Source organism: Aliiglaciecola sp. CAU 1673, from assembly GCF_029223185.1.
GTDB lineage: Bacteria > Pseudomonadota > Gammaproteobacteria > Enterobacterales > Alteromonadaceae > Bowmanella.
In genome coordinates this window covers 189756-201625 of record NZ_JARHUG010000001.1, presented here as the reverse complement: position 1 = coordinate 201625, position 11870 = coordinate 189756, and the positions used below count along the sequence as shown (strand labels likewise).

The window sequence follows — 11870 nt, the reverse complement described above, 5'->3', positions numbered from 1 at the left end:
TTTAGCATTAAACCCCTGCTTTTCGCCATGCAAAATATCAACACAACAGTGGTAATACCATTGCATAGCAATGATTTGCTTGTCTTTTCACCAGCAATCTTGGTTTAGCGGGTTGTTATCCTCTTTTCTGCCCCTAACAGCTACAAAAACCACTAATTGGATTAGCTTTCAGCGTTCCCGCCGCCACGCAGTAAATTAATGTTCCTCAGCAGCAAGGGGATCAATCCCAATGAGGCGGTTAGCAGCGCCATCACTGACTCAAAAGCTTCTGTGGCGGAATAGGCCAGTATCCCCAGCAGCACAAACAGCAACAAGAAAATGGGGATGCGGATGTATTTCCAGCTGCTTTCCGCCGCTTCGCCAAACCAATCAGCCACACGCTGCTCGCCCTCTGCCGTCAGCACAAAGCGGGAAAAACTGCGATTGACCATATGCCAGCCATTGTCCTGAAACAGGTAACCGCGTCGAACCAAGTGTTCCAAAGGCTCAATATTCATGGGATTGGGGGTCATACCAACGGCTACCTGCAGCAGCATTAAGCGCTCTTCTTTGGTGCATAGCTCCCAGCGATAGCGGTAATGGGCGCCGGCATTGGCGGCAAAGAATTCCATCACTTGTTCAGGACTCCAGTGACGATCGATGGACTCGAGCCAGACAGAATGTAAATCTCTGAGTGTCATGCCCTCCCCCATGGCTAGCTCTGGATCACGGGTGGCGCGATGGTAATCTAAAAACTCCATGGCGATTTTTTCACACTCGGGCCAGGACCCACTCTCGTGAAGCAGCAATTCAGAGGCACTAACAAACTTAGGCAATGCGGTTCGCTCGCCAGGCGTCCAATCATAAAACTTGGTAAAGCGTTTCATCACCCGGCACCAACGCACCACCTCCTCAGCATCGGCCTTTTGCTTGGCACTGCTTTCAAAAGGATAGGCGTCTTGTTGGGTCAATCGGTACAAGGGAGAAATATCCACCAGCAAGACTATTCTTAACTTCGGCAAGCTCAGCAGATATTCCATAATTTCCAACGCTTTGCGCCGTTGTTCGCGTTCAAAGGGCAAGCCCTCAAAGCCTTTCAGCACCAGTAATCCGCCTTCATTCTCTCTGTGCAGATCAAGATGATGAGCGACCAAGGCTTCAGCGTTACTTTCAGAAACCGCGGATAATTCGGACAGGGAAACGGCCGAGCCGGTGATGATTTCCACTTGCTCCATTTGTTCCGTCAGCCGTTTGTTTTTTGCCAGCGCCTCATAACGTTTCGGATCTAACACACTTAATGTCACTGGGCTTGGTCTGATAATTTGCATATGCAGATTGTTGGCAAAGGCGGTCTGTGTGGGCTTCGCGGTCAAATACGCCATCAGCATTTGATATTTGCCTGGACCGGTTTGGTCTTGGTTAACCACCGGAATTTCTGGTTTGGAGTCCGCTGGTGGAAGGTTATCCCCCACCCTGAAATTGTGAGGGATATTAATACCCAGTAAACGCATGCACAGCCAGTTATGGATCATCCACCAATAAAGAAGAAAAACCGTCAGAAGTATAAATGCGACCACTAACCAATGCGATCTGAGCGATTCTGACAACAAACCAGTAACCGATGCCGAAACAGGCAAAGCCAGGTTGCCCAAGAGCGATGTGCCTTTATACAGAGTCAGATTTTCATACTCGGTTTTGACCTGGCTTTGGCTGTGAAGCCAAATCAGTGCAGCAATGGGTTGTTGAATATCTACAACCCGCCAGATCATGGCGGCCAGGTTGTTGTCACTGAGCGGCTTTGCGCCGACAGCAGATTCAGCGAACCAATAGGGTTTCAAAATCCCATCATTTTGTGATTGGCCTGCCTCTATTTCACATCCATAGGTTCCTGTGGCCATAGTCTCAGATGCCGGTTCTAGCCCCAGGTAACATGGACCTCTTGATGCGCCTTGGGTTGACGGTGTTGGACTATCCAGCACCATAGCAAAGTAAGATTTTCGGGCAGACATCGATGCCTGGTAATCCTCGTGCAGATGACTGGCTTCCAGTTGGCTGTAACGGGAAAGATAGAAGTCTCCAACATGCACATAGATCAATAAGGAAGGGATACTCACCACAAACAGCAACAGGCAAATAAGAAAATGACAGTATTGGCGCAGTATAAGCGGTGAAATTCGTTTTTCCGCTGGCTGATGCGAAGACTCACCGGCCAATTTACGGCGCTGCCACCGCCATGCCACCATCCAAAGTAGCGCAGGAACGAAAAGAACCAGTATCAGCAGTTGCCACCAAAGTGCGCCGGGGGTGTGCTCAGTCAGCCAAGCAAACAGCGTCAATTCGACAATAGCGGTGCCCAGCAGAAAGACACTAAATAATGGATAGGCCCTGAATCGCACCAACAATGGATTGAACCATAGAAATTGCCTGAGTAAATGTGACTTCCCGAATCCCTGCAAGATGCCATATAGGAGGAGCGCCAGGCCAATCAGCAAAAAGGTCAATATAAAGGTGGTAAAGGCCAGCAACATCAGCAGATTACGCAGTTGATCTTTTTGATAATAAACGGCCAGTGTCCATGGCACCCCGTTCATTAAAGAAGCGACTTGAAACAGGTGGTCTGCACCCCGGTAATTAGTCACAAAGCTCACTGGTTTAATCTGCGGGATGTTTTCCACCAGACTCTTCAGCTTGAGGCTGTTGTCGGTCTCAACGTAAATATTCTCTGTCAGACTGCGACTGTCATCGCTGTGAAACAGCACTTGTCCTGAGTCGTTGTCGAAGACCAGAAAGCCAAACTGATTAGGTAACAATGGTGAGAGGAATGTCTGCAGCTGGGTGCCGAAGCTTAAAATATGCTTGTCCTGCTGGGTACTTTGGTCAAACAAGGGCATGGCAAATTGACTGTTCTTGCGTCCATCGGTTTTATTTAGAATCCGCTCTACCACAAACTCTTTAAAGCACTTAGGTTTATCTGGCAGTGCCATATCAACCGTCAGGCAAACCTCAACCTCATCATTGGACCAGGTATCCTTATGCAGTGCTTTGGTGTAGTAATTGCGCGCTGACAGGTCGATATCTCTCTCCCTGAACAACTTGTTTGATGACCAAAGAACGGTCGTGGGCGAATCCCCCGAATAACGCAATTGGCCATCCTCGGGCAGCAGGAATAGAGATTCCAGAAAATAGCCCTGTTCAGTGCTTTGCCGCCTTAGCAACTTATCCGGACACTTTTCACCAACACAGTCTTGCATAGCGAATACATCACCTTGTTGTGTGATTTGACTAACTAGCGCAGTAAGTTCCTGGGAAAAGTTGGCCTGAATTTGCCCCACAACAGCTTGCGCCTGAGCCGTCAACCGCGATTTAAGTTGGTCGTAAAGCAAGTGCTGACAAAGAACGATTGTGCCCACAGCAGTTAGCATTGCCAGCCCGGCGACCACCCATTTGCGATCACTGGGTGTGATCCCCTGATGCTTGGAAATCAGGCGGATTTTCAGCAGCGGTAATATGCCAAAGAAAGCCAGAAGCGCGGACACCAGCAACGTAATGCTGGTGCTGGATATACTTAATTTACGGCTGGTGAGCTCGGCAATAGGTTTAAAACCCAGTAAATAATAGGTTTGTGCCGATTTGGAGTTCACCAACCCCTGCCACGGCATGATAAACACCCGGTAGGACTCACCGGCGATATCCATATCCACATAGCCCGAATACCCCGGACGCCCTTCACCCTTTGTATCCTTTAGTGAGTCTTTCTTTGCTTTATCGCCGGTTTCCCGCTTCTTATCCTCTTGCTGCTTGCTGGCCAACTTCTGCAGCAGCAAATCCACCTTTTCAAAGCGCAAACCCGACTGGAAAGCTGCATGCTTTACCTCTTCGGAGCGCATTAAACGATGCCCTTGCTCATCCACCAGCAGAGTCATGGGAAAAAGCTGAAAGCGAAAGTCTTTTACCACAGACGACAGCGGGATCTGAATAATCTCCACCTCGCGCGCGGAAGGGTTAACAAAAGAGCCGGCGATCACCGCCTCCTGATTTTCCAATAGCGGATGATAGGGCGCGATCATCGGCAAATCGTAATACGGATTGCAGTAGCGTCCTTGGGCAATCCCCACCGGGCATTCGCCATTCTTTTCTACCTCGATGGCTGGCGTGCGCTGTGTCTTTAGTCTGGGGAATTGATAGGCAGAGAAACGCTTAACCGTCAGATGCTTCTTTAGCACCCTGTCTAACTCTTCTCTTGGGACATCACAAAAGTTGGGCGTGAACTGATACCAGTCGTAATAGTCTGGCGAGAAGTCGCTGATGCAGTAAATATAATCATTGTAGGCACTAAGCACTTTACGCCCACTTTCCGTGCGCTTCTTACCTTTGCCAGAGCCAGGGTAAATATCTTCCTCATTTAACTTTAAACTTTCAAATTTCCGATAATACTCCTCTTCGATGTTGGCCAATCTCTCTTTGGCGCTGGCTATTTCTTTCTGCTTCGCTTTGACCCTGTCGGCGAATTCTCCACTAAAGTTTGTGCTTTCAAGCAAATCCCTTTTCTTATCTTCAAGCTCCTCTATTGCATTATAGGCAGCATCTTCCTGCTCATACAAAGCGCTGGTTTTCCTAATCAGCGAATTAACCTTGTTAAAAGCTTCTATGAGTTGCCCAGCAAACATTTCATCCTGCAATTTAAGCAGCAAGTTCGACAGCAAATCTTGTTTCACGCTGCTTAAGCTAATCAGCTTTGCAATGCGCTGTTGCTCTGTCGCAATTTGCTCATCCAAAAAAGTGTTGTCGGCAGCGGGGGTATTCGGTTCCTGGGTGATTTTTTCAAAACGAAGGCAGGCGTTAATATGGTCTTGCCAAAGGCTACGCATTTGACAATGCCATTGCGCATCTTGGTTTATTTGCCCCTCTTTCAGTTGCTCAAGTTGCTTTTGCGTACTCAGCAACTTATTGTGCTGGTCTTTAAAACCTTCCTGAAACGCTTTTCCCTCCTCGATGAGACGGCTGAGTCTGGCAGTTAACCACGAGGCGTCTTTCGGTTTGACCTCATAGAAATCGAGATCCAAGGTGTCAAATTCGAGATTGTCCAGCCAAGAGCAAAAGTCCCTGATCGTGGAGCAATCCTGCTCTTCCCGGTAGTAGAGTTCCTCACCAGCCGCCTCGACGATAGACTCAACCTCGAAGATCAGATCATAGTAGGCGTCATCAGCTTCACTCAATTCAGCTCCCAGCACGTCCAGACCGGGCTGCTGGTCAGTGCCCTCAGCAAGATCGGCAATTTTTTGTTGCCATTGTTTAATCTTGGTATTGAGCTCTTCGAACTCAGGAATTTGGTCACTTCCCTCTTGCCAGAGTTCATTAAACTGCCAATGCAAATCGTCTAATTTATACAGCACCGAATCGGACTCATTGATCAAACCAGAGAGGGTTTTCCGACCCTCCACTTCGTCACTGGCAAATTCCTTGTCCAAGCGCTGCAAGCTGTCTTCGATGGCTCTGACCAGATCCGCTTTGGGACGGTAGCTGGCCTGGAAGTTCTTAAACAGCGCTTTAACGCCCTGTGCACCATTGTCCAATGAGCGGGTGAAGGTAGTCAGTTCGCGAAAATGCAGCTGGTTTTGGTATTCCTCGTTCTTTTCGATATTGAAGTAATACAGCAGACCACCAATACCTAAGATGGCGGCGACACTGAAGAACACCAACAATGTTCCGGAAAGACGGCGCTGTTTAGTCATTTGCAATCCCTGCCCTTTTTTATTGTGGGAATGGACCAATGACCACCGTTCGACACCAAGCAAAAGCGTAATAGACTTGTAAATCAGCGAGTTGGTGGAGGTTTCAGAACTTAGTGTAGTGCTTAATCGGCAAATTTCCTTGGCTAGCCGTGAACAGTCCGCCACAAGCACAAAAAAACCGCCCGAAGGCGGTTTTTTATAGATTGGTATGAGTTACCAATTCACCATGGGATCGACATCGGCACCATAGTCCACATTGTCAAAACCAAAGCCAAACAGGTGCAGGAATTCCTGATGGTAGCCTTTATAGTCGCTAAGGTCGTGGAAGTTGTCCTGGGTCACCTGCTCCCACAGCGCCTTGATTTTGGCTTGGGTAGCGTCGTTGGTTTCCTTGCCATCCATTCGCAGGCGCTTCATCTCATCCATTTGCGGATTCTCTGCCAGCAACTTTTCACTAAACAGGCCATGAATCTGCTCGATACAACCTTCGTGTGTGCCTTCCTCTTTCATCACCTTGTAAATCAAAGAAATATATAAAGGCATGACCGGAATGGCTGAACTGGCCTGAGTCACCAGGGCCTTGAGTGAAGACACATAGGCTTTCACATGTTTACCGGCAAATTCACTGTTGATAGCGGCCGCAGCACGATCCAAGTCTTCTTTGGCCTTGCCGATAGTGGCATGACCATAGATGGGCCAGGTCAGCTCTTTGCCGATATAGGTATAAGCGGTGGTTTTGGCACCATCGGCCAGCACACCGGCCTTATCCAGGGCATCAATCCACATTTCCCAATCTTCACCACCCATCACTTTCACGGTGTTCTGGATCTCTTCTTCATTGGCAGGCTCCAGAGTTACTTCATGCACCAGATCCTTGTCGGTATCATAGGTCTTGGTGGTGTATGCCTTGCCTACAGGCTTGAGCGTAGACTTGTAGGTCTCACCGGTGTTGGGATCGGTACGACGGGGGGAAGCCAGACTGTAGATCACCAGATCCACCTGTCCTAAATCCTGCTTAATGGCCTCAATCACCTCGGCCTTCATCTCATTGGAGAAGGCATCACCATTTAAGGTGCGGGCATATAATCCTGCGGCCTTGGCTTTGTCATGAAAAGCGGCAGTGTTATACCAACCGGCGGTAGCGGTTTTTCTGTCACTGGGCTCTTTTTCAAAACACACACCCAGGGTTTTGGCGCCATAACCAAAGGCAGACACAATGCGCGAGGCCAGGCCATAGCCAGTGGAGCAGCCCAGAACCAATACATTCTTTGGGGCCTGGCCTTGTACGGGATGGCCCTTCACATAATCAATTTGTTGCTGAACATTGGCAGCACATCCCAGCGGATGGGCATTGGTGCAGATAAAGCCACGGATCTTGGGCTGAATTACCATATCTTTGGTTCCTTGTTAGAAATTGCGCTCATTGTAAGGGCGATACCCGGATAAACAACTCTGAGCAGCGGCAGAAAAAGAAACAGGCCGCTGAGCGGCCTGCTTGTACATGATCAGATCACCCTTTCTTGTCGGTTAATACCAACCACACTGCGTGAAGAATGCCGGGCAAAACACCCAGAATAGTCAGAAGAATATTGATAAAAAAGTGTGCACTAAAACCGACTTGCAATAAGGCCCCGATGGGCGGTAGGAAGATAGCCAGGATCAAATTCAATGGATTAACTTTCTTCATTATTCTCTCGTTTTGTTAAATTGCGCCATGCCAAGCATAGATCGCTTTGATGAAATGCGTTGTGCGCGATTAATTTCTTAAGCGTGCTCTGTTTTTATAGTATTCCTGTTCAGACAGACTGTGATAGCGACTGGCCTTGTTTAAAAACGCCTGATACGAGGCATACACCTTGGCAAATTGAGGGTCCTGCGCTACCTGCTCAGCCATCACCTCTTCGGATGCTGCATAAAGGGCTTGCATCACATCATCAGGCAAGGGGCGAATATCTACCTTGTGCTGGTCGCGAAGGGCTGCCATGGCTTCATTATTTTTGGCCGTGTATTCATCCAGCATGTCCTGATTAACCGCTTTGGTTGCCACTTCGACGATGGTCTGCAGATCGGCGGGTAAGGCATTATAGGCCTGCTCGTTAACGATAAATTCGAGCATGGTGCCAGGCTCATGCCAGCCGGAGTAGTAGTAATAGTCAGCCGCTTTGTGCAGACCAAAGGCCAGGTCATTGTAAGGCCCCACCCATTCTGTGGCATCGATGGCGCCGGTTTGCAGTGCGGTGAAAATCTCACCGCCGGTTAATGCCACCGGCACTGCCCCCACCTTTTTCAGCACTTCCGCGCCCAAACCCGGCATGCGCATTTTCAAGCCTTTGAGATCCTCAACGCTGTTGATTTCCTTTTTAAACCAACCTGCCATCTGCACGCCGGTATTGCCACCGGCAAAGGGGATAACGCCAAAAGGCTTGTAGACTTCGCGCCACAGCGCCATGCCACCACCATAATGAAGCCAGGCATTGGTCTCGGTCACGTTCATGCCAAAGGGAATGGCAGAAAAAATCTGTGCGGCAGGGGCCTTGCCTTTCCAGTAATAGCTGCCGGCATGCCCCATCTGTACCGTACCGCTGGAAACCGCATCGAAAACTTCAAAGCCCGGCACTAACTCACCGGCACCATAAACCTTTACTTTGAGTCGTCCATCGGACATGCGCTCCACCAATTTGGCGAAGGTTTCAGGGCCGTGGCCAAGACCGGGGAAGTTTTTCGGCCAGGAGGTCACCAATTTCCATTCATATTGCTGCTGTGCTTTGCTCGCCGATGCGTCGGTGCTTGTATTCCCTGAAGGGGTATTTTGCCCACAGCCACTTAGCAGAATGCTAATCAGCACGGCAAAGAAAGTATTTTTTAGCATGGGTCCATCTCTTTGTTATTAACCATAAAGTTGATCGGGTAGCCAGGTAATCAGTTGCGGCCAGATGGCCATCAACACCAGTAAAAGCAACTGAATCAGGATAAAGGGCACAATACCCCGGTACATATCCGAGGTTTTGATGCTGGCCGGCGCCACCCCGCGAAGATAAAACAGGGCGAAACCAAAAGGCGGGGTTAAAAATGAGGTTTGCAGGTTAACGGCAATCATGATCCCCAACCATACCGGATCTACGCCCATGGCCAGTAGCACTGGCGCCACTATCGGCACCACCACGAAGGTGATCTCAATAAAATCGAGAATAAAGCCCAACAGGAAAATCACCAGCATGACCAACAGCACTGCAGTAAAGACACCTCCGGGCAATCCGGAAAAGACCTGTTCAATCAGTTCTTCGCCACCCAGCCCACGAAATACCAGAGAAAAAACGGACGCGCCAATCAGGATCAGAAAGACCATGGAGGTAATACGTGTGGTGCTTTGCATAACGTCTTTAAGGCGTGCAATACTGAGTTGTTGGTAAGCCATCGCTAACAGCAACGCACCCACTGCACCTACACCAGCGGCTTCCGTTGGCGTTGCCACCCCAGCCAGAATGGAGCCCAAGACAATCAACATGAGCAGCAATGGCGGGAGCAGGGCTTTAAGTAACATCAATTTATTTTGCCCAGGGGCTTGCTCGGTCTCAGGGCTTTGGCCCATCGCTTGCGGTTTGAACAGACCGATAGCCAACACATAAGCCAGGTATAACAGCACCAGCAGCAAGCCGGGAATGATGGCACCAACGAACAGGTCGCCCACCGATACCGATTCGGGCGAAAAGATGCCCATATCCAACTGCGCCTGCTGATAGGCGCTGGAAAGGACATCGCCAAGCAGCACCAACGCGATGGAAGGCGGAATAATCTGCCCCAAGGTGCCGGTAGCACAAATAGTGCCTGTAGCTAATGCGGGTTGGTAGCCATGCTTTAACATAGCCGGCAGAGACAACAGGCCCATAGTGACCACTGTGGCCCCTACAATACCTGTGCTGGCTGCCATTAACATGCCGACCAGGATCACTGACACCGCGAGCCCCGCACGGTATCGCCCGAACAACCCTGCCATCGCCCCCAGTAATTGTTCTGCAACCCGGGATTTTTCCAGCATCACGCCCATAAATACAAACAGGGGCACCGCCAGCAATGTTTGGTTGGTCATAATGCCAAATAAACGTGACGGTAACGCCCGCAGGTAAGCTAAATCAAAATAACCAAAATAGGCGCTGACCCAGGCAAAGAGTAATGAGGTGCCAGCAAGGGAGAAGGCCACCGGATAGCCCAGCATCAATACCAGGCAGACCATTCCAAACAGCAATAAAGCCAGCCATTCCATCAGGCAGATTCCTCAGACAAAAGTAGCAATACACTGGATATGGCTTGTGCAACGCCTTGCAGAAGTAGGGTAATAGCGAAAAGAGGCAATAATGATTTCAAAAAGTACACCAGCGGCAGGCCTCCTGCCTCTGGCGAACCTTCCAGCAAACGCCAGGAACTGGCCACATAATCCCAGCTTGAAATCAGGATAAATACACACAGCGGCACTAACAATACCAGCGTGCCGAGTAAATCTACCCAAGCACGTCCCCTCATGCTCATGCGCCGGTATAGAATATCTACCCGCACATGCTCATCCACTTTCAGGGTATGGGCTGCCCCGAGCAGAAAGACCATGGCATGCAAATACATCACGGACTCTTGCATGGCAATCCAGCCCAGATTAAAGCCGTAACGCAGCAATACAATGGTAAAGACCAGAATAGCCATTAACAGGGTAAGCCAACTTACCCCTTTGGCCAGATAGCCGTTGGCACTATCGATAACCTGCCTGCAAGCGGCAATGGACATGACAATCCTTGGAGTTGTTTTTGTTATTTTGTGAACAAGCTTTTAACAAATCGCCCGGCAAAAGGGAATGTTTGCGTTTACACAGGACACAATGAAAAACGCCGGGATAACCCGGCGTAATAGAATAAGGTGCAGCTTTCAGGAAGCCTGACGTTTCATGCCGCCCAGGCAGGCTGGGGAGTTAGGCGAACAACCATACAGCCCTTCCCACTCTGAATCGGTGTAAGTGTGCAGCGCCAGGGCATGAATATGATTGGCCAATTCATCCCGCAAGATGGCGTTAACCGCCCGGTGGCGATTGATTAAACGCTCACCTTTGAACGAAGGAGACACCAACACCACCTTAAAGTGAGTTTCTGCTCCCATTGGTACATTGTGTTGGCCGCTTTCATTGACTACCTCTAGATAGGCTGGCTGAAAGTGCTCCAATAACTTCTTTTCAATTGTGGATTGGATATTCATCAACGTCCCCTCTTATACAGCTGGTGGAATAAGGTTTCCCTCCTTCTTCCCCTTGCTACCGTATCACCTAACATCGGCCTAAAAAGTCATACCATACAACTACATACAGAAAGTGACCGTCCTCATTCTTACCGCTTTTCCCACGTCACAATGTCACTTCCTAATGTCTAAATTTAGTTGTCCGCCAACGCGAAACAAGATTCTTTTTGCAGGTTTGCCTATTGACTTAAGTTAACTCTCTGACCTCTCGAGATATATTTTTTACGGCCTGTTTTTTGCCTATCTATAACGCGTACTTTCGCTAGGGTATACCCAGCGAAAGGTCAAATTTATACGTTCACCTTTTGATTTGGTTCGTTTTGGTAAAGCATGCTGCCAAAAATGTTGGGTGTGACCCGACATCAACAGCAGGCTGCCATGTTCAAGGTGCAAGCGATAGCGCTCCTGGGTGTGCTTATGCCGAAAATCCATGTCCCTCCCCTCCCCTAAACTCACAGAGGCAATGGCAGGATTTGGGCCAAGTTCCGGCTCATCGTCCGCATGCCATCCCATGCTGTCTTGCCCATCCCGATAGCAATTGGCCAGCACGGCGTTAAAGCGATAACCGGTGTGTGCCTCGCATTGTTGTTTAATAGCAAGAAGGACGGGATGCCAGGGTAATGGCCGCATCACCAGGTTAGAATACTGGTAGCTTGCCTCTGGCTCACCATACCATGCCTGAAGACGGGGTATTTTCACCTCTTTGCCATAGAGTTTGATATGATCCTGTCGCCAAGCCAGCGCTTGTCTTAGTGAATTGAAATAAGCCCAAGCGTCTTTGCCAGACAGCCAATGTGGCCAGTAAGCCAACGCGGCGTCCGGGAGCGCTATCGCCGGCTCGTCAAATAACCCTGATTGCAACCTTTGCCCGCTTTCATAAACCAT

At 49.4% G+C, this 11870-nt stretch carries 8 protein-coding genes; all 8 read right to left on the bottom strand.

All coding sequences use genetic code 11. The annotated features are described in order from the left end of the window. Positions 1-161 precede the first annotated feature (161 nt). The 8 genes from P2G88_RS00825 to P2G88_RS00790 all read right to left on the bottom strand — a co-directional run bounded on the left by P2G88_RS00825 (position 162) and on the right by P2G88_RS00790 (position 11870). Positions 162-5711, bottom strand: coding sequence for a hypothetical protein (locus P2G88_RS00825; RefSeq protein ID WP_275793700.1), 5550 nt, complete (start codon positions 5709-5711; stop codon positions 162-164). Between the two features lie 213 nt (positions 5712-5924). Continuing rightward, positions 5925-7103, bottom strand: a complete 1179-nt coding sequence (gene fabV, locus P2G88_RS00820; protein ID WP_275793699.1) for an enoyl-ACP reductase FabV — start codon at positions 7101-7103, stop codon at positions 5925-5927. A gap of 118 nt (positions 7104-7221) precedes the next feature. Beyond that, positions 7222-7398, bottom strand: a complete 177-nt coding sequence (locus tag P2G88_RS00815; protein WP_275793698.1) for a YqaE/Pmp3 family membrane protein — start codon at positions 7396-7398, stop codon at positions 7222-7224. Positions 7399-7467: 69 nt separating this feature from the next. Next, a complete protein-coding gene (locus tag P2G88_RS00810) occupies positions 7468-8580 on the bottom strand; it encodes a TRAP transporter substrate-binding protein (RefSeq protein WP_275793697.1) in 1113 nt (370 codons plus the stop codon). 18 nt (positions 8581-8598) lie between these two features. Continuing rightward, positions 8599-9972, bottom strand: a complete 1374-nt coding sequence (locus P2G88_RS00805) for a TRAP transporter large permease subunit (protein WP_275793696.1) — start codon at positions 9970-9972, stop codon at positions 8599-8601. Further along, positions 9972-10484 (bottom strand): TRAP transporter small permease subunit, encoded by a 513-nt coding sequence (locus tag P2G88_RS00800; RefSeq protein WP_275793695.1) that lies wholly within the window; start codon positions 10482-10484, stop codon positions 9972-9974. The genes P2G88_RS00805 and P2G88_RS00800 overlap by 1 nt, the downstream gene beginning before the upstream one ends. A gap of 138 nt (positions 10485-10622) precedes the next feature. After that, positions 10623-10946 (bottom strand): transcriptional regulator BolA, encoded by a 324-nt coding sequence (gene bolA / locus P2G88_RS00795; protein WP_275793694.1) that lies wholly within the window; start codon positions 10944-10946, stop codon positions 10623-10625. Positions 10947-11225: 279 nt separating this feature from the next. Then, a complete protein-coding gene (locus tag P2G88_RS00790; protein ID WP_275793693.1) occupies positions 11226-11870 on the bottom strand; it encodes an alpha-ketoglutarate-dependent dioxygenase AlkB in 645 nt (214 codons plus the stop codon).

Coding starts and splice junctions, on each gene's coding strand:
- bolA (WP_275793694.1), bottom strand. CDS start 10,946: ATGAATATCCAATCCACAATTGAAAAGAAGTTATTGGAGCACTTTCAG.
- P2G88_RS00825 (WP_275793700.1), bottom strand. CDS start 5,711: ATGACTAAACAGCGCCGTCTTTCCGGAACATTGTTGGTGTTCTTCAGT.
- P2G88_RS00815 (WP_275793698.1), bottom strand. CDS start 7,398: ATGAAGAAAGTTAATCCATTGAATTTGATCCTGGCTATCTTCCTACCG.
- P2G88_RS00810 (WP_275793697.1), bottom strand. CDS start 8,580: ATGCTAAAAAATACTTTCTTTGCCGTGCTGATTAGCATTCTGCTAAGT.
- P2G88_RS00805 (WP_275793696.1), bottom strand. CDS start 9,972: ATGGAATGGCTGGCTTTATTGCTGTTTGGAATGGTCTGCCTGGTATTG.
- P2G88_RS00790 (WP_275793693.1), bottom strand. CDS start 11,870: ATGGTTTATGAAAGCGGGCAAAGGTTGCAATCAGGGTTATTTGACGAG.
- P2G88_RS00800 (WP_275793695.1), bottom strand. CDS start 10,484: ATGTCCATTGCCGCTTGCAGGCAGGTTATCGATAGTGCCAACGGCTAT.
- fabV (WP_275793699.1), bottom strand. CDS start 7,103: ATGGTAATTCAGCCCAAGATCCGTGGCTTTATCTGCACCAATGCCCAT.